Source organism: Kribbella qitaiheensis, from assembly GCF_014217565.1.
Classification (GTDB): Bacteria; Actinomycetota; Actinomycetes; order Propionibacteriales; family Kribbellaceae; genus Kribbella; species Kribbella qitaiheensis_A.
The window spans coordinates 4,384,426-4,410,748 of the sequence record NZ_CP043661.1 but is presented as its reverse complement, the minus strand read 5'-3'; the positions used below and the strand labels follow the sequence as shown (position 1 = coordinate 4,410,748).

Annotated in this window: 28 protein-coding genes, 2 tRNA genes and 1 pseudogene; 12 read left to right on the top strand and 19 right to left on the bottom strand. The window is 66.7% G+C overall.

The genetic code is table 11. The features are described 5' to 3' along the window. Window positions 1–5: 5 nt before the first annotated feature. On the bottom strand, window positions 6–911 hold the full coding sequence (locus tag F1D05_RS20795) for an NAD-dependent epimerase/dehydratase family protein (protein WP_246485817.1): 906 nt from the start codon (window positions 909–911) through the stop codon (window positions 6–8). Window positions 912–1,004: 93 nt separating this feature from the next. On the opposite strand from F1D05_RS20795, the gene F1D05_RS20790 reads away from it, so the two are divergent. Then, window positions 1,005–1,616 (top strand): pentapeptide repeat-containing protein, encoded by a 612-nt coding sequence (locus F1D05_RS20790; RefSeq protein WP_185441825.1) that lies wholly within the window; start codon window positions 1,005–1,007, stop codon window positions 1,614–1,616. Window positions 1,617–1,917: 301 nt separating this feature from the next. Here the strand turns inward: F1D05_RS20790 and F1D05_RS20785 are convergent, their stop codons facing one another. The 11 genes from F1D05_RS20785 to gyrB all read right to left on the bottom strand — a co-directional run bounded on the left by F1D05_RS20785 (window position 1,918) and on the right by gyrB (window position 10,844). Beyond that, window positions 1,918–2,196, bottom strand: coding sequence for a VanZ family protein (locus F1D05_RS20785; protein ID WP_219732955.1), 279 nt, complete (start codon window positions 2,194–2,196; stop codon window positions 1,918–1,920). Beyond that, a complete protein-coding gene (locus F1D05_RS20780) occupies window positions 2,184–2,561 on the bottom strand; it encodes a hypothetical protein (protein ID WP_185441823.1) in 378 nt (125 codons plus the stop codon). The genes F1D05_RS20785 and F1D05_RS20780 overlap by 13 nt, the downstream gene beginning before the upstream one ends. A gap of 255 nt (window positions 2,562–2,816) precedes the next feature. Next, on the bottom strand, window positions 2,817–3,290 hold the full coding sequence (locus F1D05_RS20775) for a carboxymuconolactone decarboxylase family protein (protein WP_185441822.1): 474 nt from the start codon (window positions 3,288–3,290) through the stop codon (window positions 2,817–2,819). Window positions 3,291–3,409: 119 nt separating this feature from the next. Further along, complete coding sequence (locus F1D05_RS20770; protein WP_185441821.1) at window positions 3,410–4,036, bottom strand: class I SAM-dependent methyltransferase; 627 nt, start codon at window positions 4,034–4,036, stop codon at window positions 3,410–3,412. 69 nt (window positions 4,037–4,105) lie between these two features. After that, on the bottom strand, window positions 4,106–4,465 hold the full coding sequence (locus F1D05_RS20765) for a VOC family protein (RefSeq protein WP_185441820.1): 360 nt from the start codon (window positions 4,463–4,465) through the stop codon (window positions 4,106–4,108). Window positions 4,466–4,619: 154 nt separating this feature from the next. Then, window positions 4,620–4,692: transfer RNA gene (locus F1D05_RS20760), tRNA-Ala, on the bottom strand. A 7-nt stretch (window positions 4,693–4,699) separates the two neighbouring features. Further along, entirely contained in the window at window positions 4,700–4,831 is a 132-nt protein-coding gene (locus F1D05_RS39405; RefSeq protein WP_219732954.1) for a DLW-39 family protein, read from the bottom strand. 32 nt (window positions 4,832–4,863) lie between these two features. Then, window positions 4,864–4,937, bottom strand: a tRNA-Ile gene (locus tag F1D05_RS20755). Window positions 4,938–5,043: 106 nt separating this feature from the next. Further along, entirely contained in the window at window positions 5,044–6,024 is a 981-nt protein-coding gene (locus F1D05_RS20750) for a DUF3566 domain-containing protein (protein WP_185441819.1), read from the bottom strand. Next, a complete protein-coding gene (gene gyrA / locus F1D05_RS20745; protein ID WP_185441818.1) occupies window positions 6,024–8,675 on the bottom strand; it encodes a DNA gyrase subunit A in 2,652 nt (883 codons plus the stop codon). Before gyrA ends, F1D05_RS20750 begins: the two co-directional genes overlap by 1 nt. A gap of 90 nt (window positions 8,676–8,765) precedes the next feature. After that, a complete protein-coding gene (gyrB, locus tag F1D05_RS20740) occupies window positions 8,766–10,844 on the bottom strand; it encodes a DNA topoisomerase (ATP-hydrolyzing) subunit B (protein WP_428994969.1) in 2,079 nt (692 codons plus the stop codon). Window positions 10,845–11,108: 264 nt separating this feature from the next. Here gyrB and F1D05_RS20735 point away from each other — a divergent pair, with 264 nt between their 5' ends. Next, the gene (locus F1D05_RS20735; protein WP_246485816.1) at window positions 11,109–11,741 is read left to right on the top strand and encodes a hypothetical protein; all 633 of its coding nucleotides are present in this window, start codon (window positions 11,109–11,111) and stop codon (window positions 11,739–11,741) included. Here F1D05_RS20735 and F1D05_RS40545 read toward each other — a convergent pair. After that, window positions 11,672–11,926 carry a hypothetical protein gene (locus F1D05_RS40545; RefSeq protein WP_246485815.1) on the bottom strand — a complete coding sequence of 85 codons (255 nt, stop codon included), beginning with the start codon at window positions 11,924–11,926 and terminating at the stop codon, window positions 11,672–11,674. The genes F1D05_RS20735 and F1D05_RS40545 overlap by 70 nt on opposite strands. Between F1D05_RS40545 and F1D05_RS20730 the strand changes: the two genes are divergently transcribed. Together F1D05_RS20730 and F1D05_RS20725 are read left to right on the top strand one after the other, a co-directional pair. Next, window positions 11,913–12,335 (top strand): hypothetical protein, encoded by a 423-nt coding sequence (locus tag F1D05_RS20730; protein ID WP_246485814.1) that lies wholly within the window; start codon window positions 11,913–11,915, stop codon window positions 12,333–12,335. The two genes, F1D05_RS40545 and F1D05_RS20730, sit on opposite strands and share 14 nt — an antisense overlap. After that, on the top strand, window positions 12,332–12,892 hold the full coding sequence (locus F1D05_RS20725) for a hypothetical protein (protein ID WP_185441815.1): 561 nt from the start codon (window positions 12,332–12,334) through the stop codon (window positions 12,890–12,892). The genes F1D05_RS20730 and F1D05_RS20725 overlap by 4 nt, the downstream gene beginning before the upstream one ends. Window positions 12,893–12,896: 4 nt before the next feature. On the opposite strand, the gene F1D05_RS40540 is transcribed toward F1D05_RS20725, so the two are convergent. Further along, entirely contained in the window at window positions 12,897–13,619 is a 723-nt protein-coding gene (locus tag F1D05_RS40540; protein WP_246485813.1) for a hypothetical protein, read from the bottom strand. A gap of 136 nt (window positions 13,620–13,755) precedes the next feature. On the opposite strand from F1D05_RS40540, the gene F1D05_RS40535 reads away from it, so the two are divergent. Continuing rightward, window positions 13,756–14,244 (top strand): hypothetical protein, encoded by a 489-nt coding sequence (locus tag F1D05_RS40535; RefSeq protein WP_246485812.1) that lies wholly within the window; start codon window positions 13,756–13,758, stop codon window positions 14,242–14,244. 42 nt (window positions 14,245–14,286) lie between these two features. Here the strand turns inward: F1D05_RS40535 and F1D05_RS20715 are convergent, their stop codons facing one another. The 5 genes and pseudogenes from F1D05_RS20715 to dnaA form a co-directional block, all read right to left on the bottom strand. Continuing rightward, window positions 14,287–14,976: a DUF721 domain-containing protein gene (locus F1D05_RS20715; RefSeq protein WP_343066492.1), complete on the bottom strand. Its 690-nt coding sequence runs from the start codon at window positions 14,974–14,976 to the stop codon at window positions 14,287–14,289. Beyond that, window positions 14,969–16,108 carry a DNA replication/repair protein RecF gene (gene recF, locus F1D05_RS20710; RefSeq protein ID WP_185441814.1) on the bottom strand — a complete coding sequence of 380 codons (1,140 nt, stop codon included), beginning with the start codon at window positions 16,106–16,108 and terminating at the stop codon, window positions 14,969–14,971. Before recF ends, F1D05_RS20715 begins: the two co-directional genes overlap by 8 nt. A gap of 196 nt (window positions 16,109–16,304) precedes the next feature. After that, window positions 16,305–17,222: a phosphogluconate dehydrogenase (NAD(+)-dependent, decarboxylating) gene (gnd, locus tag F1D05_RS20705; protein WP_185441813.1), complete on the bottom strand. Its 918-nt coding sequence runs from the start codon at window positions 17,220–17,222 to the stop codon at window positions 16,305–16,307. Between the two features lie 34 nt (window positions 17,223–17,256). Next, window positions 17,257–18,402, bottom strand: a complete 1,146-nt coding sequence (dnaN, locus tag F1D05_RS20700) for a DNA polymerase III subunit beta (RefSeq protein ID WP_185441812.1) — start codon at window positions 18,400–18,402, stop codon at window positions 17,257–17,259. 521 nt (window positions 18,403–18,923) lie between these two features. Beyond that, window positions 18,924–20,451, bottom strand: a pseudogene (gene dnaA, locus F1D05_RS20695) (chromosomal replication initiator protein DnaA). A gap of 658 nt (window positions 20,452–21,109) precedes the next feature. Between dnaA and rpmH the strand changes: the two are divergent. The 7 genes from rpmH (at window position 21,110) to F1D05_RS20660 (ending at window position 26,154) form a co-directional block, all read left to right on the top strand. Next, window positions 21,110–21,247, top strand: a complete 138-nt coding sequence (gene rpmH, locus F1D05_RS20690) for a 50S ribosomal protein L34 (protein WP_133979874.1) — start codon at window positions 21,110–21,112, stop codon at window positions 21,245–21,247. 39 nt (window positions 21,248–21,286) lie between these two features. Further along, window positions 21,287–21,643, top strand: a complete 357-nt coding sequence (gene rnpA, locus F1D05_RS20685; protein ID WP_185441811.1) for a ribonuclease P protein component — start codon at window positions 21,287–21,289, stop codon at window positions 21,641–21,643. Continuing rightward, complete coding sequence (yidD, locus tag F1D05_RS20680) at window positions 21,643–21,951, top strand: membrane protein insertion efficiency factor YidD (RefSeq protein WP_185449283.1); 309 nt, start codon at window positions 21,643–21,645, stop codon at window positions 21,949–21,951. Before rnpA ends, yidD begins: the two co-directional genes overlap by 1 nt. Beyond that, the gene (gene yidC, locus F1D05_RS20675) at window positions 21,952–23,163 is read left to right on the top strand and encodes a membrane protein insertase YidC (protein WP_185441810.1); all 1,212 of its coding nucleotides are present in this window, start codon (window positions 21,952–21,954) and stop codon (window positions 23,161–23,163) included. A 93-nt stretch (window positions 23,164–23,256) separates the two neighbouring features. Further along, entirely contained in the window at window positions 23,257–23,778 is a 522-nt protein-coding gene (locus F1D05_RS20670) for a protein jag (RefSeq protein ID WP_428994968.1), read from the top strand. A 52-nt stretch (window positions 23,779–23,830) separates the two neighbouring features. Continuing rightward, a complete protein-coding gene (gene rsmG / locus F1D05_RS20665; protein WP_246485811.1) occupies window positions 23,831–24,466 on the top strand; it encodes a 16S rRNA (guanine(527)-N(7))-methyltransferase RsmG in 636 nt (211 codons plus the stop codon). Window positions 24,467–25,218: 752 nt separating this feature from the next. Beyond that, complete coding sequence (locus tag F1D05_RS20660) at window positions 25,219–26,154, top strand: ParA family protein (RefSeq protein WP_185441808.1); 936 nt, start codon at window positions 25,219–25,221, stop codon at window positions 26,152–26,154. The last annotated feature ends 169 nt before the right edge of the window (window positions 26,155–26,323 follow it).

The following is a 26,323-nucleotide window of genomic DNA, read 5'->3' as shown; positions in this document are numbered from 1 at the left end:
GCCATTCAACCCCGGGCTGCCCAGGTGTCCTTCAGGGACTGGTCGAGGCTGATCGCCGCCGACCAGCCGAGGTGCTTCTGGATCAGGGTGGTGTCGGCCTGCTGCCACGGGACGTCTTCCGCCGCCGAGCCGGCGTGACCCGCGTGTGCGACGCCTTCGACGACCTTCGTGGCCGTCCCGCTCAGCTCGACCAGCCGGTTGACCGCCTCCCGGGCCAGTACCGCCCGGCCCGAACCCACGTTGAGCACTGGCGGCAGCCTGTCCGCCACGGTCGCCACTGCCACCGCGGCCTCGGCCACATCCCGTACGTCGACATAGTCCCGCCACGCCTCGAGCGACCCGAGCTGCAGCGCGTCAGTCGTCCCCAGTTGGCGTACCACCCGGCCGAGGAGCGTGCTGGCAGGCGAACCCGGCCCGCTGATGTTGAACGAGCGCAGAACGACGGCGTCGGCCCCGTTCCGCTGCGCGCGCAGTACGAGCTCCGAACCTGCGAGCTTGGTGATCCCGTACGCCGCTCCCGGCCGGAGCTCCGCGTCCTCGTCCTGACTCGTCCCCTGCGGCGCCCCGCCGTACTCGGCCGCCGAACCGATCTGGACGAAGCGGGCGTTGGTGGCGTGGTGCCGCGCCGACTCGAGCAGTGCCTGGACCGCAACCACGTTTCCCCTGGTCAGGGCCGAGATATCGCCCTGGGTCGCGCCGGCCGCGTTGATGATCGCGGTCGGCTTGTACATCCCGATCTGGGTATCGAGGGCGTAGTTGTGATCGACGGCCAGGTCGAACTGCCGGCAGCGGTCGCCACTGCTCCTGGTGAAACCGCGATGCTCGATCCCGCGCTCGGCCAGCAGCGCGCAGATCCGGCCGCCGAGGAAGCCGCCGGCGCCGAAAACCATCACCCGTTCTGATCCGGTCACCCTTCAATCCTGCCTGCCTTGTTCGACGACTGGCTGAATATTGTCTGTCGAGGTCGTCACAATGCAGGGGAGTTCGAATCGAGAGGGAGTGCTGTGGCCGACCGCAACCACGGGCGTCAGAGGCCCGCGACAGAATCCACCGTCCGGGACTGGGACGACGCCGATCCGTCCGGGCAGACCTACCGCCGGGTGCTGTTGATCGACTCGGACCTGACCGAGATCAGCAACTCCGGTGGGGTGTTCGACGAGTGCACCTTCCGCGGCGTCCGGTTCAACGCCTCCACCCATACCGACGCGGCGTTCGTGAACTGCACCTTCGTCCGCTGCTCCTTCTTCGACACCACCTTCACCCGCTGCAAGTTGATGGGCAGCGTGTTCGACGACTGCACCTACAGCCTGATGAAGGTGACCGGCGGCGACTGGTCCTTCGTCGGTCTCCCCGGTGCGGACCTCCGCGGGGCCGAGCTGTCCGGGGTGAAGCTGCGCGAAGCCGACCTGTCCGGCCTGCGCGCCGCCAAGTCCGTGCTGCGGGATCTCGACCTCTCCGGAGCCTCGATGCAACGAGCCGATTTCTCCGGCTGCGACCTGCGCGGCTCGGACCTGGCGACCCTCGACCCGCTCACAGTCGAGCTCAAAGGCACGATCGTCGACCTCACCCAGGCGATCGTCATCACCACCTCCCTAGGCCTCGAAGTCCGCCCCTGACCTGTGGATATCTGCACCCCGCTGGTCCGTCATCCCCCGGTTCATCCACACCCTGTGGAAAACTATGCGCGCATTTCCCACCCCGCCCTCAACTGTTCACCCAGACGTTCTCGACGCCGTCCTGCCGACCGGCCGCTGGCGAGCTAGCTCCCGACGCCTGCTCGCGACGCCTGCCGACCCACCCGCTCGCAGGCCAACGCCACCTGCCCGACCACCACCGAGCACTTCCGCTAGACCACCCGCCGACGACAGCCCTTGCGAGCTGCCGACGGAGGAGTTGCGAGCATGGCGTAGCCGCCTCTCAGCGGAGCCTGGCGACTGGGTGCAGCCGGCCGGCTCTCGCCAGCATCGGCCGGGCGGACCGGGCGACGAATTCGCCCCGTCGGTGCCGGGCCGGGCCCCGGCTGCGGGATACGAGTACCGCGCCGTGCTCCACGACGTACGCGGGGCTGATCAGTGTCCTGGTCCGGGTCGCCACCTGGACCGCTGCCGCCAGCCCGACGCCCGCGAAGGCGCCCAGCGTGTTCGCGATCAGATCGTGCAACTGACAGGACCGTCCCAGCGGGATCAGCGCCTGCATCGCCTCGACGGCAGCGGACAACCCGATCCCGGCCGCGATCCCGTCGGCAGGGCGTCCGCTGGCAAGCGTCGGCATCCCGGCCGCGGGACGAACAGCAGCACATTCAGCAGGCCCTGCATCGAGGTCAGCCCACCGGTCGTCGTCAGGTGCGTCCCGCAGACACCGACGCCGGTCAGCCGGTGCGCGGTCAGGCTCAGCGTCGCCGCCAGGATCAGCGCGAACGACGCCGGCATCAGCAGCGACGCCAGCCGCGGCACCACGCCGCCCAGCCGCTGGGCCGACGAGATGGCGACCGGCAGCGTCATCGCGATCAGAACGAGCCAGGTGTCCAGTAGGTGCGGGATGCCGCGATAGGTCTCGGGCACGTGTCCGGATCCTCCGTAGTCGACCGGTCGACGCGCGGCACTAGGTCCCCGCGTCGACACGTCGTCAGTGATCGCCCGATGTCGCTTCCTCAACAGACGATCAGCCGTCGACTCCACTGCCCGCTAGGCCACTCCGGACATCTGCACGCACCCGCAAACAAACAATGCGTACCTCGTGACAATCCGTACCCGAACCGTCACGCCATATAGATGCACCCAGCAACAACCTTCGTGGCCCGGCAACCAATCCCTCGATCAGCCGAACTGGCCGGGCTGGTAGTCGCCGGCGGGCTGCTGGATGATGACGTTCATCCGGTTGAAGGCGTTGATGAGGGCGATCACCGACACCAGCGTGGCGAGCTGCTCCTCGTCGTAGTGCTTGGCCGCGTTCGCCCAGGCCTCGTCCGTTACGCCGCCTGAGGCATCGGCGAGGCGGGTGCCCTGCTCCGCCAGTTCCAAGGCGGCGCGCTCCGCCTCGGTGAAGACCGTGGCTTCCCGCCAGGCTGCCACCAGGTGGAGGCGCTGCGCGGTCTCACCGGCAGCGGCGGCATCCTTGGTGTGCATGTCGGTGCAGTAGCCGCACCCGTTGATCTGACTCGCGCGGAGCCGCACCAACTCCTGCGTGGCAAGGGGGAGCGACGTCTCCAGCGCCGCCCGGCCGGCAGAGACGAGATGCTTCAGCGCCTTGCCTGCGGACGGGGTTTCGTAAAGGTTCAAACGTGCGTCCATGGTGAACTCCTCAGCCGATTTTCGTTGTCTACAACCCCTCCGACGAAACGGCCCACCACGATGTGAGGACGCCCAACTGTGACCTGCGTCCCTTCCTGATCAGCGCGCGAAGAGGCCGTTCAGCGCGCGAAGAGAATGGCGCCGCGCCGGCTCTCGGCCGAGCTGAGCGTCATCTGCATCTCGACCGTGAATCCGGCCTCTTCGAGCCACGCAGCCAACTGCTCCGGCTGCCGCAGATGCACGTAGACCTTCATCGCATGCCCGCCGTACCCCTGCGTCTTCAACTGCGTCTCATCACCGACGTGGAACCCCAGCAACAACGGACTCCCCGGCCGCAGTACGCGCCTGAGATGCGCCAGCACCGCACCGATCTCCTCATCAGGAACATGAATCAGCGAGTACCACGCGACCAACCCGCTCAACGAGGCGTCAGCAACTTCAAGCTCGGTCATCGACCCGACCTCGAACCGTACGCCGGGAAACTCCCGCCGAGCGATGTCGATCATCGCCGGCGACAGATCGATCCCGAACGCGTCTACTCCCAGCCCGCGCAGATACCCCGTGATCCGCCCCGGTCCACACCCCACATCAGCAACCACCCCACCACCAACCTGGCGGGCGAACAACTCCAGCGCCGCCCGCTCGTACGGCGTCTCGTCCAACAGCCCACGCACCATCTCGGCATAGCTCCCGGCGACGGTGTCGTAGGAGATCCGGGTATCTGCCTGCCAGTCTTCAGAACTCATGGACCGGCACGCTAGACCAGCGCTCAGACAATCTCGATCGCGCCGAGTTCGCGTACGGCGTACCCGGCTCTAGTCGTCCTTATGACTGTTGATGTTGATCAGGTTGCCGTCAGGAGCGCGTACGAAGAACCTCCGCATGCCACACGGTTCGGCGGTGAACGGATAGACGATCTCGAAGCCGCGTCTCATCGCCTCCTCGTACGCCTCCTCCACGTCGTCGCCGACAGCGACCGAGATCACCGAATCCTGCGGAGCGGTGGCGTCGCGGGTGACGAGTTGAACGACCGCCCCGCCATCGGGCGACTGGAATCTGGAAACCCAGTCCATCTTGATCCCCTCGTCACTGAGCCCGAGATACCCGACATAGAAGTCACGAGCTTCGCCGATATCAGGAACCGACAGATTCGCAATGACGCGCGTAGCCCGCACAACAGCCTCCTTCGTCCGCAAGGGCACCCCGAACAACCAAACCCTCGACCGCCCGCCCTCCAAGGTCAATGGCATGCGTGACAGAGGGTGCGTGGGTGCACTTCGCAGTACAAGCAGAAAGCCGGCCCCTGGTGGAACCGGCTTGTCTGTGGGGTGGAGACGAGGGGACTCGAACCCCTAACCCCTGCCTTGCAAAGGCAGTGCTCTGCCAGTTGAGCTACGCCCCCGTGGGGATCAGTGCCCGGGTGTGACCGGGTCGACGGCCTCGGCCCAGAGGTCCTGCTCGGCGCGGGACTGCTGAGTCTTCTTGTACACGAAGTATCCACCGACGCTGGCCAGCAGAACCAGCAGAACCTTCTTCAGCACCGGGGACTCCTTGGATCGGTTTCGATCTGGGGTGGGCCTAACAGGATTTGAACCTGTGACCTCTGCCTTATCAGGGCAGCGCTCTAACCAACTGAGCTATAGGCCCGCAATTGCGGGGACGAACCGGAGAGAGATTACCGCACTGACGGCCTGTCTCCCAAACCGGTTCCGGCCGGGCCGTCAAAGCACCCGACCGGAAGCGGCTGACAGGCTCAGTCCTCGGAGGCCAACGTCACTTCGAGACCGCCCAGCAGGGTGGCCGCGATGTTGTAGAGGAACGATCCGAGGGTCGCCAGCGCGGTGATGATGAGCACGTCCGCACAGGCCAGCAGGGTGGTGAATCCCATCACCTTGCCGGTGTTCACGTAGTCCTCGATCCGGAACGGCTCGGCCGAGGGCGTACCGAGCACCTCCGAGACCGTGTTGTTGATGTTGTCGAAGACGCCGGCCGCGCCGATCGCCGACCAGACGATGAACACCGCGACCCAGGTGACGATACCGAAGGCGATCGAGAGCAGGAACGCCGTCTTCATCACCGACCACGGATCCACCCTGGACAGCCGCAGCCGCGCCTTCCGGGTCTGCGGCCGGCTGGAGGTCTTGGCCGCCGCTTCTGTCTTGTTGTCGGAGCCGATCCGATCGGCGCCCTGCGTAGCGGCGTCCTTGACCGCGGCCGCCTTGTCGAGCACAGCCTGCTTCGCCGCGTTCACCTTGTCCCCGAAGGTCTCGGCCGGAGCCGACGGTGTCGCGATCTTGCCGGTCTGCCCGTACGCCGGCGTCGCGGGCCGGCCGCTCCGAACCGGCTCACCCAGCGGGGGGCGTGGCTCAGGGCGTCCCGGCGTACTCGGGCTCAGCGGCGGCCGTACAGGCGCCACCGGACTCGCAGTACCGGCCTGGGTGCCGGCCGAGGACGGGCCCGAAGGCGGGCGGACCGGCGGTTGCTGAGGTGGGCGCTGCACCGGCTTGGCCGCGGTCCCCGACTGGTTCAAGGGCTGGGCAGGACGCTGCGGCTGGGCCGGTGTACCGGGCCGCTGGCCGTTGCCGGAGGGCGTACGACCGTTGGAGGTCGGTGTGGCCGGTGGAGTCGGCTGGCCCTTCCCATTGGCGCCCTGGCCGGTACGACCCGGCGGCGTCTGGGACTTGGAGCTGTCAGCCGCCCCGTCAGGCCATGTCGGCCTCGCGCGGTTGGTCATCAGGTGCCCTCCTGGCCGGCTTCGTCGTCTTCGACGGTAGCCGCGCCCTCGATGTCCGTCGAATGCTGGTCATCATTCTGGACGCTCTCGGGGGCTGTTTCGGTTGGCGAACCATCCACATCCTGGACACCCTCTTCGGTGCCTTCGACAGCTTCGAGCTCTTCCTCACTCACCGTGAGGTCGGTGTTACGGGTGATGGCGACCACAGCATCAGACTCCCCGACTCCGGCGAACTTCACACCCATCGTGTCGCGGCCCTTGACCGGAACGCTGTCCACCCGGCTGCGGACGACCTGACCGCTGTTCTTGATAGCGAGCACCTGGTCGGCGTCCACGACGATCAGCGCACCGACCAGCGAGCCACGCTCGTCGTTCAACTTGACCGCCTTGATGCCGAGGCCGCCACGGCCCTGCTGCCGGTACTGCGCGACCGCGGTCCGCTTGGCGTAGCCCGCGTCGGTGACGGTGAAGACGTACTGCGCGTCCTCCTCCGAGCCGGCCCGGATGACGGCCATCGACAGCAACTCGTCGCCGCCGCGGAACTTCATCCCGGTCACGCCGGAGGTGGCCCGGCCCATCGGGCGAAGCTGCTCGTCGTTCGCGGTGAAGCGGATCGACTGACCCTTCTTGGAGACCAGCATCAGGTCGTCCTCGGCGGAGGCCAGCTCGGCGCCGATCAGCTCGTCGTCGTCCTCGCGGAAGTTCACCGCGATGATGCCGCTCTGCCGGGCCGAGTCGTAGTCGGTCAGCGCCGTCTTCTTCACCAGTCCACGCTTGGTGGCCAGCAACAGGTACGGCGACTGCTCGTAGTCGCGCAGCGTCAGGACCTGGGCGATCTCCTCGTCCGGCTGGAACGAGAGCAGACCGGCCACGTGCGAACCCTTTGCATCACGCGCGGACTCCGGCAGCTGCCAGACCTTGGCCCGGTACACCCGGCCCTTGGTGGTGAAGAACAGCATCCAGTGGTGGTTCGTGGTGGCGAAGAAGTGACCGATCTCGTCCTCGGCCCGCAACGCCGCGCCACGGACGCCCTTACCGCCGCGGTTCTGGGTGCGGTAGAGGTCGGTCTTGGTGCGCTTGGCGTAGCCGCCGCGGCTGATGGTGACGACGACGTCCTCGTCCGGCACCAGGTCCTGGACGGACAGGTCGCCGTCGGCCGCGATGATCTCCGTACGCCGCTCGTCGCCGTACCGCTCGACGATCTCGGCCAGCTCGTCGCGGACGATGGTCCGCTGCCGGACCGGGTCGGCCAGGATGTCCTCGAGGTCGGCGATGACGGCCTCGAGCTCGAGCAGCCGGTCGATGATCTTCTGCCGCTCCAGGGCGGCCAGCCGGCGCAGCTGCATGTCCAGGATCGCCTGCGCCTGGACCTCGTCGATCTCCAGCAGGGAGATCAGGCCGGTACGGGCCTCCTCGACGTCCGGGCTGCGCCGGATCAGCGCGATGACCTCGTCCAGCGCGTCGAGCGCCTTCACCAGGCCGCGGTAGATGTGGGCCTGCTTCTCGGCCTCGCGGAGGCGGTAGCGGGTCCGCCGCTGGATGACCTCGATCTGGTGGTCGATCCAGTGCGTGATGAACAGGTCCAGGCTGAGCGTGCGCGGTACGCCGTCGACCAGCGCGAGCATGTTGCAGCCGAAGGTGTCCTGCAACTGCGTGTGCTTGTAGAGGTTGTTCAGTACTACGCGGGGCTGGGCGTCGCGCTTCAGCACGATCACCAGGCGCTGGCCGGTCCGCGACGAGGTGTCGTCCCGGATGTCGGCGATGCCGGTCATCTTGCCCGTGTTCACCAGTTCGGCGATCTTCTGCGCCAGGTTGTCCGGGTTGACCATGTACGGCAGTTGGGTGACGACGAGGCTGGTCCGCCCCTTGGCGTCCTCCTCGATGTCCACCACCGCACGCATGGTGACCGAGCCACGGCCGGTCCGGTAGGCGTCGTCGATGCCCTTGTAGCCGACGATCAGCGCGCCGTTCGGGAAGTCCGGGCCCTTGATGTTCTCCATGCACGCCGCCAGCACTTCTTCCTGGGTGGCGTCCGGGTGCTCCAGGGCCCACTGCGCCGCGGCCGCGACCTCGCGCAGGTTGTGCGGCGGGATCTGCGTCGCCATGCCGACCGCGATACCGGCCGAGCCGTTCACCAGCAGGTTCGGGAAGCGGCTGGGCAGGATCACCGGCTCCTGCGAGCGGCCGTCGTAGTTGGGGCGGAAGTCGACCGTGTCCTGGTCGATGTCGCGCACCATCTCCATCGCCAGCGGGGCCAGCCGGCACTCGGTGTACCGCATCGCGGCGGCCGGGTCGTTACCCGGCGAGCCGAAGTTTCCCTGTCCCTGGATCATCGGCGCGCGCATCACCCACGGCTGCGCGAGCCGGACCAGGGTGTCGTAGATCGCCGAGTCACCGTGGGGGTGGTACTGACCCATCACGTCACCGACGATGCGCGAACACTTGGAGAAGCCGCGGTCCGGCCGGTAGCCGCCGTCGTACATCGCATAGAGGATGCGACGGTGCACAGGCTTCAGTCCGTCGCGCACCTCGGGCAACGCGCGGCCGACGATGACGGCCATCGCGTAGTCGAGATACGACTGCTGCATCTCCGTCTGCAGATCGAGCGGCTCGATCCGGTCGTGTCCTGGAGAAACTGGGGTCTCGGTCATCTGATGCTCGTCCCGTTCGTGTCAGACGTCGTACGTCGGTGAGGTCGGCGCTGGAGTGGCAGCAGCCCCGCGAAGGCGGGGCCGCGCCCCTCAGATGTCAAGGAACCGGACGTCCTTGGCGTTGCGCTGGATGAAGTTCCGACGGGCCTCGATGTCGTCACCCATCAGGGTCGCGAAGGTCTCGTCGGCCCGGGCCGCGTCGTCCAGGGTGATCTGCAGCAGGACCCGGTTGGCCGGGTCCATCGTGGTCTCCCACAGTTCCTGCGCGTTCATCTCGCCCAGACCCTTGTAGCGCTGGATCGCGTTGTCCTTCGGCAGCTTCTTGCCGGCCTCGAAGCCGGCCTCGAGCAGGCCGTCCTTCTCCCGCTCGGTGTAGGCGAGCTCGGGCGTCTGGTTGCTCCAGCGGATCTTGTACAGCGGCGGCTGCGCGGCGTACACGTGACCGCGCTCGATCAGCGGCCGCATGAACCGGAACAGCAGGGTGAGCAGCAGCGTACGGATGTGCTGACCGTCGACGTCCGCGTCGGCCATCAGCACGATCTTGTGGTACCGCAGCTTCTCTTCGTCGAAGTCCTCGTGGATGCCGGTGCCGAGTGCCGAGATGATCGCCAGTACTTCGTTGTTCTGCAGGACCCGGTCGATCCGCGCCTTCTCGACGTTCAGGATCTTGCCCCGGATCGGCAGGATCGCCTGGTACTTCGGGTCGCGACCACCCTTGGCGGAGCCACCGGCCGAGTCACCCTCGACGATGTAGACCTCGCACTCCTCGGGGTTCGTCGACTGGCAGTCGGACAGCTTGCCCGGCAGACCGCCGCCACCGAGCAGGCCCTTGCGGTTGCGGGCCAGGTCACGCGCCTTGCGGGCGGCGATCCGGGCACTCGCGGCCGCGGTGGCCTTACGGATGATCTCGCGACCCTCGGCCGGGTTCTGCTCGAACCAGGCGCCGAGCCGGTCATTGACGACCCGCTGGACGAAACCCTTCACCTCGGTGTTGCCGAGCTTGGTCTTCGTCTGGCCCTCGAACTGCGGGTTGCCGAGCTTGACCGAGATGATCGCGGTCAGGCCTTCCCGGATGTCGTCACCGGTGAGCCTGTCCTCTTTCTTCTTGATCATGCCCTGGTCCTCGCCGAACGAGTTGACCAGCGTCGTCAGCGCGGCGCGGAACCCCTCTTCGTGGGTGCCGCCCTCGTGGGTGTTGATCGTGTTCGCGAAGGTGTGCACGGATTCCTGGAACGAACCGCTCCACTGCATCGCCACCTCGAGGCTCAGGCTGTCGTCGCCCTGGGCCGCCTCGAACGCGATCACGTCACGGTGCACCGTCTCGCGGATGCCGGTCAGGTACTTCACGTAGTCGACCAGGCCGTCCTCGTACCTGAACGACTGCTCGACCGGCTCGCCGTCGGGGGTGTGGTCCGGACGCTCGTCGCGGATCACCAACTCAAGGCCCTTGTTCAGGAACGCGTACTCACGCAGCCGGGTCGAGAGCGTCTCGAATGAGTAGACCGTCGTCTCGAAGACGTCGGCGCTCGGCCAGAAGGTGATCGTGGTGCCGTCGGAGTCCGACGTGCCCACCTCGGCCAGGTCGGCATCGGGGACGCCGACGGTGAAGGACTGGGTGTAGATCTTCGCGTTCTTGCGGACGTCCACCTGGAGCCGGCCGGACAGCGCGTTCACCACCGAGACACCGACACCGTGCAGGCCTCCGGAGACCTTGTACCCGCCGCCGCCGAACTTTCCGCCGGCGTGCAGCACGGTCAGCACGACGGTGACGGCCGGCTTACCCTCGGACTCGACGATGTCGACCGGGATGCCACGGCCGTTGTCGACGACGCGAACACCGCCGTCGGACAGCAAGGTGATCAGAATCTTGTCGCAGTACCCGGCGAGTGCCTCGTCCACCGCGTTGTCGACGACCTCGTAGACGAGGTGGTGCAGACCGCGCTCACCGGTCGACCCGATGTACATACCCGGCCGCTTACGGACCGCGTCGAGGCCTTCGAGGACCTGGATCGCGCTGGCGTCGTATTCCTTCTCGACGACGCTGGACTGAATCTCACCGAGAGGTGCTTCTTCGATGCCGGTGATGTCTGCGGACGTTGTTTCGTCGATCTCGGTCGGCTCGTCGGTCACCGGCTGTTGTCCTCCTCGGACCCCGGCTACGCGGGGCATCGATTCACAGTGCAAGCCGCCGTACTGTGTTACCAGTACCGGCGGCTACTTCAACAGCTCCATCCTACCCGTCGACCGAAGCAGAACCTGCCACCAGCCGCCCGAAACTCGGGTCAGGGCGTCTTTTCGGACTCCTGTCCATGTCCCCCCACGCACCCAGGGGGCTTCGAAAGCGCTCACGGCACTCAGTGGCTTCTGGCCGGATCGCCCCTGACCGTCTCGGGTACGAGACCCGGTACGTCGCACCCACCGCCCCTTAGGATCATGGCCGTGGAAAGTCTGGACGACGTCATCGACGCCATGATCGCCGATCGGGTGATCCATCGGCACCGCCGCAAGTGGCTGATCGTGATCGCTGCGATCCTCGTCCTGGCGGCGGTCATCTTCGTCACCGGCGGCTGGAAAGAGAAGAAGGGCCGCAAGGTCGACACGCTCGAGGCACCGGTCACGCTGACCTCCGGGCGATACGAGTACGGCTTCACCTCGGCGGAGATCATCCGCTCCCCGAAGACGACGTACGACCCGGCCAAGTCCCGGCTGGTGATCACCTTCGACCTGAAGAACGTCGACAGCGAGAAGAAGACGAGTCAGTCGCTGTCCGGCGATCTGCTCAAGCTGGTGCCCGAGGACGGCAGCGATCCCATCAAGTCCGACGGCGCCAGCTGCCGTGGGCAGCTGAACTACAAGCTTGTCTACGGACTCCCCGCGCTGACCTGTACGGCGGAGTTCAAGGTGCCGAACGACTTCAAGGCGACGGTGGTCGAGATCGGCGTACTGGGTGAGCGGTTCGAAGCGGACAGCGCGTTGCTGGGATTGTCCAACAAGCCCTACTGGCACAACGAGGTAGCGGACGCCGTCATCCGCATCCCAGCGACGACCAGGACGGAGAAGAAGTGAAGCTCTACCGTCCCGCCACCGTGCTCGTCGGCATCCTGTTCGTCCTGCTCGGCGGACTGGCCCGGCTGATCGATGTCGACCAGGTCTACGACGACCCGGCCCCGGGTGACCGTCCACGGCACCATCGGCGAGAAGATCCCCTTCGGCGACGCCAGCGTGACGGTGACCCGGATGCGGTTCGTCAAGACGTTCCTCGAGCACGAGGACGACGACAAGCCGGTTCAGACCGATGGGGTCTTCGTCGCGATCGAGTACGACGCCGTCCGTGGCACCGACGACCCCGGCAGCAACGACGTCACGCTGACCGCGGCCGGTGGCACCGTCTACGAGCCGGTGGCGCAGGGCGCTTCGAGTGCCATCTACTTCCCGCAGCCGGGGTTCGCCGAGTCGGGCGCCCTCCTTTTCGAGGTGAACACCTCCGATGTCAAAGGTCTGACGATGAAGCTCCGCACCATCGAGTTCTTCACCGGAGTACCGGTCCGGGACATCGCCGTCGATCTGGCCATCCCTAGTGACGCCGTCGCCAAGCAACTGACAGAGAAGGCCGCCGACCAGTACGTTCTGCCCAAGCGCAGCACCAGGGTCGCGTCATGAATATCTCCGCCCGGGCGTTCCGGTGGACCGCGCAGATCTCGTTGCTGGTCACGCTCACCGGGCTCAGCGCCTACCTGACCGTGCATAACTATCTGGGCGACGCGGAGCGTGTCTTCAGGGAAGGTGCCGTCACCGAGGTGGACGGCCACGGACCGGTCGAGATCGGCAAGATCCGTTGGCAGCTCGACTCCCTGCAGCCTTACACCAGGCTGATCGACAAGGAGAAGAAGGAGATCGAGTTCGACCATCCGGCCGGCTCGGTCATCATCTTGGTGAAGGTGTCGGTGACGCCGCTCGATGGGCTGAAGATGGACGACGGTTTCACCTGTGAGGCGAAGCTTCGCGACGATCGCGGCAACGTCTGGGAGGACACCAGCGTCTTCGGCCTGGACCTGGCCACCTACTGCGGCGACGACGACCGGCCGATCGAGCGGAACCAGACCGGCCAGATCGCCCAGGTGTACGTCGTACCGGCGTCCGCGGTACCGCACCTGATCGGCATCCAGGTGGAGGACGCGGATTCCGACGTACTGCGACGGATCCTGCTGACCTGGTGAGGGGTCAGGCTTCGACCGGCTGAGCCGCCTCGGCGTCCTGCTCGGCCTTCTTCGCGTCCGCCTCGGCCTTACGTTCCGCTCCGACCGAGATGCAGAGGTCGAAAGCCGCCGCCAGCAAGGCGATCTGGAAGGTGTCGAAGGTGGCGTCCCGGATCCAGCCGGCGATATCGGTGTTCATCATTCCCCAGTGCGAACCGTGGACGCCGATCAGGTGCTGCAGCCCGACCAGCATCCAGTCCCGGCCCAGTTTCCACAGGGTGTAGACGAAGCAGACGACACCGAGGAACACGGGACCGACCCGGACCAGCAGCCGGAAGGCGTTCAGGGTCGGGTAGAACTTCTCCCGGATCCCGCCCAGCACCAGGTTCGGCGCCTGATTGGTCCAGGCGACGATGCGGTTCGCGGGCTTGGCGTCCTCGGTACGTCCGCCCAGCCGGCGCTCCAGCCGGGTGCCGCGGAAGACGCCGCCGCTGGAGAGAACGCGGTGCCCGAAGACGACGGTGGTGATGGCCAGCCAGGTCAGAGGCTCGCCGACGCCCAGTTTGAACAGCGGCCAGAGGGTTTCCCAGAAGGTTCCCCAGAGGAATTCGATGCCGGCCGGGATCGGCACGTGGATACCGGCGAACCAGTCCTTGACACCGCCCCACCAGTCGACCGAGAAGTACCAGAAGGACCGGACCTTGAACCAGTCCTTGAAGTCGTCCACGGCCCACGGGATGACGACCACCGTCAGCAGCAGGAAGAACGCCTCGGCCCAGACCTGGGCGAACTTGACCGGGCCGGCTCGGCCAGCGGTCGTCCACCGCTTCGATGACGCGGCGGAGGACCAGCAGGGTCACGATGGCCGGCAGGTACCCCTTCCAGTGCCCGTCACCGAGCTGGAAGAACTGGGAGCCGGGCTGGGTGCCGCGGATGATCTGGTTGTAGACACCGAGCGTGCCGATGCGTTCGTCGAGGAAGCCCCAGGCCGACCAGACCGCGACCAGCGGCAACAGGGTGAGGGCCAGCAACTCCATCAAGCCTTGCTGGGTCGGGTCCGAGGTCTCTTCGGCTTTGTTGCTGGCGGCATCGCGCCAGCGGTAGAGCGAGGTCGCGCAGGTCCGGATCATGCCCACGGTCGCGGCGATCTGGAACAGCACGCCGGCGGAGAAGACACCGACGCCGAGACTCGAGTGGCCGTGCTCGGCCAGCCAGACGGCCGCGTCGATGGACGCCATGAAGCCGATGTATCCGGCCAGGAACCAGGTCACCAAGGGCAGCAGGTTGCGCCACCAGAGCCGGAAGGCATCGGTGATCAGCTGGACCATTTCGCGGAGGCCATCGACTATCGTGCGCATCGCGCCCGATCCTAGGGGAGGCGTGGGTCCTCGCCGCAAGCTGAGTGGCAGGCAGTCTCAGCCGTAGGTGTCGCGGGGACCGCGGCCGCCACGGACAGTACGGGGGCCCTTACGCCAACTGGGCGCGTTGGGGCCTTCGACCTTGACCCGCGTGACGGTGCCATCGCCGAGTTCGGCATTCAAGCGGCGGACGAGGTCGGGGGCGAGCAGGCGGACCTGGGTCGCCCAAGCCGTCGAGTCTGTGCGGACGGTGAGCTCGGTGTCGGTGTAGCTCTCCGGCTTGCAGTGCGAGGCCATCTCAGGGCCGACGATGGACGGCCAGCGGGCCATCACCCCATGGACGGCGACGTCGACCTCCCAGCCCTGGTCGCGCATCAGCCGGCCCAGCGTGTTGGTCAGCAATTGTGGATCACGATCGTCCGGTCGTGATCCGCTGACCTGGGAGCCGAAGCCCGGCCGCCGCCGGCGCGCCTTCTTGACCGGCTTGACCGGGCTCATTCCCTTGAGCCGGCCGGCCAGTGCCTTGGCCAGATCGAGACCCTGCTTGTCGTGCCCGGGAGCCTCTTTCGGCGGTTCCGCGGCGTCCCCAGCCTCGCTCTCGAAGCCGCTCTCAGAGGAATTCCGGGGTTTTGAGCCGTCCTTGGCGGGCTCGGCGCGAGGCTTCGGTTCGGGCCGGTCGGGCAGGGGCTGCATGCCGAACCCGCCGAGCAGGTCCGCGTCCGGACGGAGGTCCCCGTCGCTAGGCACGGAGTACGGTCCCGTCGCCCACGTCGTACCGGACGCCGGTCAGCTCAGGCGGGACGTCGGCCCCGACGGCCGCGGTCACCAGCACCTGCTCAGCCGGCGCCACCAACTCGGCCAGACGATCGCGGCGAGACGTGTCGAGTTCGGCGAAAACGTCGTCCAGGATCAACACCGGCTCACCCCCGTCCGCCTTGAGCAGTTCGTACGACGCCAGTCGCAGCGCGAGTGCGTATGACCAGGACTCACCGTGACTCGCGTACCCCTTCGCAGGCAAGTCCCCGAGCCCGAGTACGACGTCGTCGCGGTGCGGCCCGACCAGCGAGACGCCCCGATCGAGCTCGTCCTGGCGACGTTGATGCACCTCGTTCAGAAGCACCTCGGCCAACTGCTCGCGACTCGTCACTCCGGGCTCGAGCGGCACCGACGACTTGTACTCGAGCCGGGCATCTCCCTTGCCTCGGGCAACAGCATCGTAGGCGCCGGAAACCAACGGGCGAAGGGATTCCAGCAACTCCAGCCGGGTGGCGAGGAGTTCCGAGCCCGTTCGGGCGAGGTTGGAATCCCAGACTTCGAGGGTTCGCAGCTGGGCGTCGGCGGCACTCGAACGGTTCTGCCGGCGAGCCTGCTGGGCACTGCGGAGCAGCGAGTTGCGCTGCTTGAGAACGCGGTCGTAATCCTGCCGGACGCCGGCCATCCGGGGTGTCCGAAGGGTGAGCAACTCGTCCAGGAAGCGGCGGCGCTCGGACGGGTCGCCCTTCACGAGGGCGAGGTCCTCGGGCGCGAACAGCACGGTCCGGAGCAGACCGAGCACTTCCCGCGGCCGCGGGACCGGCGAGCGGTTCACCCGGGCGCGATTTGCCCTCCCAGGATTGATTTCAAGCTCGACGATCAGATCCCGGTCGTGATCGCTGTGGATCTCGGTCCGCACGATCGCCCGGGCGGCGCCGGCCCGCACGAGTGGCGCGTCGTTCGCCACCCGGTGCGAGCCGAGCGTCGCGGTGTAGTGGATCGCTTCGACCAGGTTGGTCTTGCCCTGGCCGTTCGGTCCGACGAAGGACGTCACGCCCGGGGCGAACTGGACCTCCACCTGCGGGTAGGACCGGAAGTCGAGCAGGCCAAGAGCGGTGACAAACACCTAGCGTCCCGTGAGTGTCGTGGCTTGACGCTGGCGGGGCCCAGGCACGCACCTCGCTGCGTTGGAGAGACGACCATGATGGAAAGGCATCGTGGTCGCCTCTCCGCCTTGCGATGCACGCGCCTGGACACCGCCATCGTTCAAGCCACGACACTCACGGGACACTGGAATTCCTCTGCTGGGCGGATCCTCAGGCTCAGTGCTTGATCGGCGGCGTCGCGTACGACGGGTCCTCGGCGCCCTTCACCGCGTGGCCACCGAACTGGTTTCGCATCGCGGCGATCGCCTTCATCGCGGGGGAGTCCTCCTGGCGGGACGAGAACCGCGCGAACAGCGACGCGGCGATGGCCGGCACCGGTACGGCGTGGTCGATGGCGGCCTCGACGGTCCAGCGGCCCTCGCCCGAGTCGTCGGCGTATCCGCGGATCTTGTCCAGGTGGGTGTCGTCCTTGAGCGCGTTCACCATCAGGTCGAGCAACCAGGACCGGATCACGGTGCCTTCGCGCCAGGAGTCGAACGTGTCCGGAACGTTCTGCACGATCTCGGCGGCCTCGAGCAGCTCGAAACCTTCGGCGTACGCCTGCATGATCGCGTACTCGATGCCGTTGTGGACCATCTTGGCGAAGTGGCCGGCGCCGACCTTGCCGGCGTGTACGAAACCGAACTCGCCCTCGGGCTTGAGCGCGGTGAAGATCGGCATCAGGGTGCCGACGGTGTCGTCGTCCCCGCCGCACATCAGCGCGTAGCCGTTCTCCAGACCCCAGACTCCGCCGGAGACACCGCAGTCGACGAACTCGATGCCCTTGTGCGAGAGCAGTTCGGCCCGGCGGATGTCATCGGTCCAGCGGCTGTTGCCGCCGTCGATCACGATGTCGCCCTCGGACAACAGTTCCGCGAGCTCGGTCAGCACCGGGTCGATGGCCTGGACCGGCACCATCACCCAGACGATCTTCGGCTGGTCCGTCGCCGTCAACTTGGCGACCATGTCGGCCAGGTCGGTGGCATCGGAGATCGCTTGGTTGTGATCGAAACCGACGACTGTCAGGCCCGCGCCGCGAATCCGCTCGCGCATGTTGCCGCCCATCTTGCCGAGACCGACAAGGCCGAGCTCCATCGTGAATCCCCTTGTTCTGTTGGCGTCCTGGGTGTCAGCTGTTCAGGCGGACCGGCATCAGCACGTACCGGAACTCGCTGATCGGTTCACCATCGAAGTCCTTCACGCCGGTCAGTTCGGCCGGCTTCGTCGCCTGCGTGAAGGCCAGGTGCGCGACCGAGGTGCCGATCGCGTTCAGGCCGTCCAGCAGGTACGTCGGGTTGAAGCCCACGGTAACCGGCTCGCCAACCACCCGGGCCTCGATCGATTCGGATGCCTGCGCTTCGTCGCCGCTGCCGGCGTCGAGCGTCACAGTGTCCTCGGAGAACGTCAGCCGGACCGGCGCGTTCCGCTCGGCCACCAGAGCGACCCGCTTCACGGCCTCGACCAGGGTCGCGGTGTCGATCCGCACCCGGGTCGCGATCGCCGCGTCGGTCGGGATGATGCCGCGAACCTTCGGGAACTCGCCGTCGAGCAGCCGAGTCGTGGCCCGCCGGTTGCCGCCGGAGACCTGGCCCTCGAAGCCGACGATGCCGTCACCGGTTCCAGGAGCGGCCAGGGAGACGGTGATGTCGGTTCCGGTCATCGCTTTCGCGGTTTCCGACAGCACTCTGGCTGGGATAAGGGCTGCTGCGGAGGCATCTGGGGATTCCGGGCTCCACTGGAGCTCGCGAATCGCCAACCGGTAGCGGTCGGTCGCGAGCAGCGAGATGGTGGATCCCTCGATCTCGACCCGGACACCGGTCAGCACCGGCAGCGTGTCCTCGCGGCCCGCGGCAGTGACCACCTGGGCGACTGCCTGGGCGAAAACGTCGCTGCGAACGGTGCCGCTGGCCGCCGGAAGGTCCGGCAAAGCCGGATATTCCTCTGTGGGAAGCGTTTGGAGCGTGAACCGCGAAGTGCCGCAGGTGACTTGAGCCTTCGCTCCGTCCACAGCGATGTCCACGGGCTGATTCGGCAGGCTCTTGGAGATGTCGGCGACCAGCCGGCCGGAGATGAGGCACTTGCCCGCGTCAGCCACCTGGGCTGGAACGGTCACGCGTACGGAGGTCTCGTAGTCGAATCCGGACAGAGTGATCTGCCCTTCTTCGGCCTCGACGAGAAGGCCGGCAAGGATCGGAACGCTGGGACGGCTGGGCAGACTTCGCGCGGCCCAGGCCACCGATTCGGCCAGTACGTCGCGCTCGACGCGAAACTTCACCGCTGGGTGCCTCCTGATTCGGCTGTGTGCCAGGCAGATCCTGCCACGGACAGATGTGATGTGCGCCAACAGGGCTTGACGTGGCGATTCGGGCGGGTCGCGGACCAGCCCTTCACCGGGTCCGTCAGGTGCTGGCGGGGCCAGCCTGACAGGTGGTTCCGACAGTGCTCCGAATGGGCCCGAAAGTCGAGTTTTCCCCAGGTTGGGCCGCAACACCCTTTTGTGGACTGGGACTTCCTTAGGGATTCCATAGGGTTCTTCGCACCGGTGGATAGTGTGGAAAAGCCGGGAGTTCGCAGGTCAGAGGCCAAAAGTGGCTGGGGACGACTTGTGGATGAATTGGGGCGGTTCTTGGGACGGCTGGTGACGGCGGATTTGATCCACACAGGCCGTCCACAGCCGAAGCGAGAGTGTCCACCGACATACCCACAGTTATCCACAGGACTGTCCCCAGCCTGTGTGGTTCCTGTGACCGCGTCGTAGCGCTCGGCGTACACGCTGTTTCGACCCGGCCGCGGAGCTCATTGCTGCTTGGCCTGGTGCTTGATCCGGTTGGTCAGTTCGGTCACCTGGTTGAAGACGCTGCGGCGTTCCGACATCAGTTGCCGGATCTTCCGTTCGGCGTGCATCACCGTGGTGTGGTCGCGGGCCGCCGAACTGCTGGCCGATCTTCGGCAGCGACAGGTCGGTGAGTTCGCGGCACAGGTACATCGCGATCTGGCGGGCCGTCACCAGCACGCGACTCCGGCTCGATCCGCACAGGTCGTCGATCGACAAACCGAAGTACGAGGCGGTCTGGCCCATGATCATCGCGGCCGTCACCTCGGGCTTGCTCCCCTCGGGGATCAGGTCCTTCAGCACGATCTCGGCCAGCGACAGGTCGACCGGCTGCCGGTTCAGGCTGGCGAACGCCGTCACCCGGATCAGCGCGCCCTCGAGCTCACGGATGTTGGTCTGGACCTTGCTGGCGATGAACTCCAGCACCTCCGGCGGGGCGGTCAGCCGCTCGGTGGCGGCCTTCTTCCGCAGGATCGCGATCCGGGTCTCGAGGTCGGGCGGCTGGATGTCGGTGATCAGGCCCCACTCGAACCGGTTCCGCAGCCGGTCCTCCAGCGCCTCCAGACGTTTGGGCGCCCGGTCGGAGCTGATCACGATCTGCTTGTTCGCGTTGTGCAGGGTGTTGAAGGTGTGGAAGAACTCTTCCTGGGTCTGGATCTTGCCTTCGAGGAACTGGATATCGTCGATCAGCAGCACGTCGACGTCGCGGTACCGGCGCTGGAACTGGGCGGCCTTGTCATCGCGGATCGCGTTGATGAAGTCGTTGGTGAACTCTTCGCTGGAGACGTACCGGACCCGCGCACCCGTGTAGAGACTGCGGACGTAGTGCCCGATCGCGTGCAGCAGGTGGGTCTTGCCCAGACCCGAGTCGCCGTAGATCAACTGCGGGTTGTACGCCTTACCCGGCGCCTCGGCGACCGCGACGGCCGCGGCGTGCGCGAAGCGGTTCGAACTGCCGATGACGAAGGTCTCGAACGTGTACTTCGGATTGAGCCGCGCCTCGCCCTGCGCCTCGGCCAGGGACGGGATCGGCGAACCGTTCGGCGGCGGCGCGACCGAGGTCGGCTGGCCGATCCGGTCCACCGGCGCGTGCTGGATCCCCTGCTGCGGAGCCGGCTGCATCTGGATCGACTGGCCGGGCTGGAACGGCCCGGGCTGCTGCAGCGACGGCCCCGGCGTCAGCGCACCGGACTGAATCGGCGCGGTAGGAGCCTGTACTACGGGCTGCGCGGGCGCGGGCTCGCGGAGTTCGGGGTCGAGGGTCGGATCGACCGTGACTGCGATCCGGATGTCGCGTCCGAAGCTCTCGGAGAGGATGCGCTCCAGGTCGGGGCGCAGCCGGGTCTCGAGCTGGCCGCGGGTGAAGTCGTCCGGTACGGCGACGATCGCGGTGCTCTCGTGCAGCGTCACCGGCCGGGAATTCGTCAGCCAGGCCCGCTGGTTCGGTGGGAGGCCGGCCAGGACGCGGGTCCAGGCTTCGGTCAGATCCATTACGTCCGCCTTGATTTCCGCATTGGCGGATTGGTCCTCGACCACGCGTTGCTCCCCGAATCACTTGCTGCGGTGGCAGCGCCCGACCGCTGCGCGACCTTTCGACCCGACCCCCTGCCGATGTGACGTGCTGGCCACATCGTGCAGTTGCTGTTCTCCTCAGCCGGTTTCCTCATTGTCCACACCGTTGTCCACAGTTGTGAACGAAGCGCGGAGCTACTTGGTTACCGAGCCGAGGGGAGGGGACCTCTGCTGTGAGGAGCCGACGCTAACAAGTCCAGCCATGGCGCTTCAAGCCGTCATCCACAGGCTATGGATGGCAAATTGGGGGCAACCTCCGGCGTGTCGGGTGGACGCCGGAGGGTAATCATGGTGGCCGGTCGCGCTTGGTAGCGGTTTCCGTCACTGTGTGACGAGCTGCCGCAGACGAGCGCGGGACGCGATTCTTCCACAGGCCTGTGGAAAACTATGGGGACGGCTGGTTTGACCTGTCCACAGGCGGCCACGTACCGTGGATCGGTCGGTGTTGAACCGGCCGTTTCGTGCTGCGCTCCATGAGGAACCCTGGTTTCTCGAGCGGTGAGCAGGAGTTCCACCAAGGACAGATCTACCAGTGGATTTGTCGACATCGTGATCTCGAGTAACCGGAGTCATTCCAGTGAGCAAGCGGACGTTCCAGCCGAACAACCGTCGTCGGCACAAGAAGCACGGCTTCCGTCTTCGGATGCGCACCCGCGCGGGCCGCGCGATCCTCGCCTCCCGCCGCACCAAGGGCCGTCAGCGCCTGGCGGCGTGAGCCACCCGGCCGACACCCGCTGGTGACGGTGACCACCCCGTGTTGCCTTCGTCGAACCGGCTCCGCCGGTCCGACGACTTCCGCCGCGCTGTCCGTTCCGGACGGCGCGCGGGCCGGCGCGCGGTGGTGGTCCATCTGTTCTGCCCCTCCGGCTCACAGCCGGCCGATGCCGAGCCTGCTCGCGTCGGATTCGTGGTGAACAAAGCGGTGGGAAATGCGGTTCTGCGGAACCGGGTTCACCGCCGCCTGCGCGCTGTGATGGCGGCGCGGATCGAGGAACTACCCGCGGGCAGCCTGACCGTGGTGCGGGCACTGCCGGCGACGGCCACCTCGTCGTACGACGAACTCGTGGCCGATGTCGATGGCGCCCTGAAGCGCGTCCTGGACGCCCGATGATGAAGCACTCTCCCGTCGCGTACGGGCTGATCGGCTTCCTGAAGGTGTACCGGAAGGTCATCAGCCCGATCTACGGCCAGGTGTGCCGGTTCTACCCCAGTTGTTCTGCTTACGCCCTGGAAGCGGTCGAACGCCACGGTGCGGTGCGCGGTAGCTGGCTGGCGGCGAGGAGACTCGCCCGCTGCCACCCGTGGAACCCCGGCGGCTACGACCCCGTTCCAGCTATAGATGTCGATCGCGGAGACTCGGTCTCCGCCAATCAGCCCGGATCGTCTGTCGACGCCGGGCCAGCGCAGCGAGGTGCTTGAGTGACTCTTCTGGCCATCCCCGAACTCGCTTTGTGGGACGGGATCGTAGGCATTTTCAACGCCGTCATGACGCCGCTGTACTGGGCGGTGTCGGCGCTGCTGGTCGGATGGCACTGGCTGCTGTCACAGGTGTTCGATCCGAACAGCGGCTGGGCCTGGGCGCTGTCGATCGCCGGCCTGACCATCGTCATCCGGACCCTGCTGATCCCGCTCTTCGTGCGGCAGATCCGGTCCAGCCGGAACATGCAGCTGCTGCAGCCGAAGATGAAGGAACTGCAGAAGAAGTACGGCCACGACCGGGAGAAGCTCGGCCAGGAAATGATGAAGCTGTACAAGGAGACGGGCACCAACCCGTTCTCCTCGTGCCTGCCGCTGCTGCTCCAGTCGCCGATCTTCCTGGCGCTCTTCCGCGTGCTCGACTACGCGTCGAAGGGTAAGGCGCACAGCGGCATCATGGAGCCGCACGTCAACTCGCTGCAGCACGCGAAGATCTTCGGCGCGGAGATCTCGCAGACCTTCCTGAAGGCCAACGGCTCGGGCGAGACGAACGTCAAGATCGTCGCCATCGTGTTGATCATCATGATGACCGCGACGATGTTCACCACGCAGCTGCAGCTGATGCGCAAGAACATGCCGAAGGAGGCCCTCGAGGGCCAGGCGGCGCAGATGCAGAAGATCATGCTCTACGTCTTCCCGGTCTTCTTCCTGATCGGTGGCTTCAACTTCCCGATCGGTGTGCTGATCTACTGGTTCGTCTCGAACCTGTGGACGATGGGCCAGCAGTTCTACGTGATCCGCCGCAACCCTGCTCCCGGGACGCCGGCGTACGACTCCATGCAGGCCCGCAAGCGTGAGCACAACCTGAAGGCCGGCCGTCCTGCTGACGCGGACGAGTCGTCGACCGACACGATCACCGAGAACCGCCCAGTGGCCCGGCAGCAGCCGAAGCGTCAGTCGCGCAGCGACCGGCGTACGGGTGCCACGGGCGCGACGGACACCCCGCCGAGCACCGCTGTCAGCAACGGGCAGACGAAGCCGGCGAACAACGGCCAGCAGCCTGCCGCCAAGAAGGCAGCGGCGGCGAACCAGACTCCGTCCGGAGCGAAGCGTCAGCCGGCCGCGAAGTCACGCGCCGCACGGCAGGCAGCCCAGAAGAAGGCCGCGCAGAAGAAGCCCGGTGGGGGATCACCGGCCCGCCCGCAGGACCGATAGCTGGCCCGGTCCGGGCCGGTACCGCCTGTATTTCCTCTGCTGTGAACGACCTGGGTCCCCGTGGGGCGGATCTCGAACTGTGAAGGAGTGGCCGTGAGCGACGGCATGCAGAACACCGAGGCGACCGAGAAGTCCGCCCCGGCGGCGAACGACCACCTGAAGGCGCTGGAGGCCGAGAGTGACATCGCGGCCGACTACCTGGAAGAACTGCTCGATATCGCCGACCTCGATGGCGACATCGACATGGACATCGACGGAGACCGTGCCGCGGTCTCGATCGTCGGCGCTGACCTGAGCAACCTGGTGGGCGAGAACGGCAAGGTGCTGGAGGCTCTGCAGGAGCTCACGCGGCTAGCGGTGTACCGGGAGACCGGTGAGCGTTCGCGGTTGATGCTGGATGTCTCGAACTACCGGGCGAACCGGAAGGCCGAGTTGGAAGAGGTCGGGCGTAAGGCCGTCGAAGAGGTCAAGGCCGCCGGTACGTCGGTGCGGCTGGACCCGATGACGCCGTTCGAGCGCAAGGTCGTCCACGACGTCGTGGCTGCTGCCGGCTTGACCAGCGAGTCCGAGGGCGAGGAGCCGCGTCGCCGGGTCGTCGTTCAGCCCGCGCGATGATCGCCGTGTACTGCTCGTGACGGATCGCGTTTCACGTGAAACCCCGCCGCTCGTGGAGAAGCTGTTTCCGCGAGCGGCGGATCGGCTTGCGGCCTATGCCGAGTTGCTCGCCACCGAGGGGACGCTGCGGGGCCTGATCGGCCCGCGCGAGGTGCCGCGGCTCTGGGAGAGGCATCTGCTGAACTGCGCTTTGCTGGAGCGCTTGATCCCGGAGTACGCGACGGTGGCCGACATCGGTACCGGCGCGGGCCTGCCGGGGATCGTGCTCGCCATCGTTCGCCCTGACCTCGAGGTTGCGCTCGTCGAGCCGTTGCTCCGGCGTACCACCTTCCTGGATGAGACAGTCGAGCAACTCGGTTGCGACAACGCCGAGGTCGTTCGCGCGCGGGCCGAGGATCTGGCGCCGGCGTCCTACGACGTGGTCGCCTCCCGGGCAGTCGCTCCACTGGGCAAGCTGGCCGGCTGGTGCCTGCCGCTGTGTGTCGAGGGTGGGCTGATGCTGGCGATGAAGGGCGCGTCCGCGGAGGAGGAACTGGCCGGATCCGAAGCGGAGCTGGAGGCTCTCGGCGCGGAGGAATGGCACGTTCACCAACTCGGTGTAGACGAACTGGCCCAGCCGACGACAGTCGTGAGTATTGTGGCCGGACGTGCTGCGCGGGGATCCCAGCACAGAAGACGCGGGAGGTGAGCGGGTTCGTGAGTCGTGCCCTCGGATGGCCTGACAAGAGCACCGGGGAACCCCGGACCACACAGGGGATCGGCTGGCCCACTCCGGGCCCGGCAGCAGTCCGTCTGGTGACTCCGGATCCGGACACCTCGGATGCCCCCCACTCCATCGCTACTGAAGCTGATCGCCCTGTGGAGGCTCCGCCGCAGTCTGGTGTCAAGCACCACGAGACCGGCGACGCCTCTGTTCCTCCATCGATCAGTGCCCTCATCGGTGGTGCGGTTGTCCCTGGTACGACGGCCGTGACCGAGGCCGAGTCTCCTGCCGTCGAGGATGCCCACGCTGGCGGCGACTCTGGCGACGCGGATGTTGAGGTCGGCGAGTCGTCCCGGTCTGCCGGTTCGATGCCAGCCCCGGAGGCGGACCGCGACAAGTTTCGTTCGCCTCCGAACCGGTCTTCGGATCTCAACGACGCCCCTTCACCGCTTCGCGCGGCAGCCTCGCTCGGTCTCGGTAGTGAGCCGATCCAAGCGCCGCCGACTCCTGTTTCACGTGAAACCGCTACCGAGGTTTTGGTCGAAGCAGAGGCCCCCGCACTCGAGGACGAGGACTTCCCGGAATCTCCACGCCCTGTGGATGACTACCCCCTGAAAACACCGCTTCACGCGGGAATTCATCCACAGAGGCCTGTGGATGAACCTGGGGGCAAACCTGCCCCGACCCCAACGGACATCCTCTTCGGGCCGAGTCCCGCACCTATTGGAATGGGCGCCATGACTGCCGCACAGATCGCCGCGCGGGCCACCTCGGACGAGCTTCAACGACGACTTCTCGAAACGCCGATCGCCGCCGCCACCGAACGGACCCTGCTCGTGAACGAAGGACGCACCATGGGCCGCGAGTTCCCGCTGCCCGCCGAAACCCGGGTCTTCGTCGTCGCCAACCAGAAGGGCGGGGTCGGCAAAACCACCACCACGGTGAACGTCGCGGCCGGCCTTGCTCTCTACGGCGCGCGGATCCTGGTGATCGACCTCGACCCCCAGGGCAACGCCTCGACCGCCCTCGGTATCGAGCACTCGGAGGGGACCCCAGGTATCTACGAGGCCGTCATCGAAGGGGAGCCGCTGAGCAAGTTGCTCGCCCCCTGCGCCGAGCACCCGGGCATCATGGTCGTCCCGGCCACGATCGACTTGGCGGGCGCCGAGATCGAGCTCGTCAGCATCGTCGCCCGCGAGAGCCGCCTGAAGAAGGCCCTCGACGCGCACCTCGCGGAGACGGAAGCAGCGGGCGAGAAGTACGACTACGTCTTCATCGATTGCCCGCCGTCGCTCGGTCTGCTCACCGTGAACGCGTTGACGGCAGCCCGCGAGGTCCTGGTCCCGATCCAGAGCGAGTACTACGCGCTCGAAGGTCTATCCCAGTTGCTGCGTCACATCGACATGGTGAAGTCGCACCTGAACCCGACCCTGGACGTCTCCACCATCCTGCTGACCATGTACGACGCTCGCACCAAGCTCGCCGGCGAGGTGGCAGCCGAAGTCCGCGGCCACTTCCAGGACGCAGTACTGCGTACCGCCGTCCCGCGCTCGGTCCGCATCTCCGAAGCGCCCAGCCACGGTCAGACCGTGCTGGCGTACGACCCGGCTTCCGCGGGCGCGCTCTCGTACCTCGAGGCGAGCCGCGAGATCGCCATGCGCAACAACGCCTGACCGTTCTAGGCAGGACCTCGCCATGGCTAGTTTTCTGTGGGGAGACGCGCCCGGACGAAGCTGTCCACGCCGGTCTTTGCGGCGGACGATGGTGGGGTTGGACGGCGAGTGGCTGGGTCGACCGGTTACCGTGGCGCAGGTGTTCTGGAGTGTTTAGGTACCCGGGGGC

Bases quoted from the DNA above. Each gene is read 5' to 3' on its own strand.
- F1D05_RS20725 (WP_185441815.1), top strand. From the start codon at position 12,332: ATGAATATCTCCGCCCGGGCGTTCCGGTGGACCGCGCAGATCTCGTTG.
- F1D05_RS20775 (WP_185441822.1), bottom strand. From the start codon at position 3,290: ATGGACGCACGTTTGAACCTTTACGAAACCCCGTCCGCAGGCAAGGCG.
- F1D05_RS20785 (WP_219732955.1), bottom strand. From the start codon at position 2,196: ATGCAGGCGCTGATCCCGCTGGGACGGTCCTGTCAGTTGCACGATCTG.
- gyrB (WP_428994969.1), bottom strand. From the start codon at position 10,844: ATGCCCCGCGTAGCCGGGGTCCGAGGAGGACAACAGCCGGTGACCGAC.
- F1D05_RS20730 (WP_246485814.1), top strand. From the start codon at position 11,913: ATGCGGTTCGTCAAGACGTTCCTCGAGCACGAGGACGACGACAAGCCG.
- F1D05_RS20770 (WP_185441821.1), bottom strand. From the start codon at position 4,036: ATGAGTTCTGAAGACTGGCAGGCAGATACCCGGATCTCCTACGACACC.
- F1D05_RS20660 (WP_185441808.1), top strand. From the start codon at position 25,219: ATGACTGCCGCACAGATCGCCGCGCGGGCCACCTCGGACGAGCTTCAA.
- F1D05_RS20735 (WP_246485816.1), top strand. From the start codon at position 11,109: ATGGCCGTGGAAAGTCTGGACGACGTCATCGACGCCATGATCGCCGAT.
- gyrA (WP_185441818.1), bottom strand. From the start codon at position 8,675: ATGACCGAGACCCCAGTTTCTCCAGGACACGACCGGATCGAGCCGCTC.
- gnd (WP_185441813.1), bottom strand. From the start codon at position 17,222: ATGGAGCTCGGCCTTGTCGGTCTCGGCAAGATGGGCGGCAACATGCGC.
- yidD (WP_185449283.1), top strand. From the start codon at position 21,643: ATGAAGCACTCTCCCGTCGCGTACGGGCTGATCGGCTTCCTGAAGGTG.
- F1D05_RS20750 (WP_185441819.1), bottom strand. From the start codon at position 6,024: ATGACCAACCGCGCGAGGCCGACATGGCCTGACGGGGCGGCTGACAGC.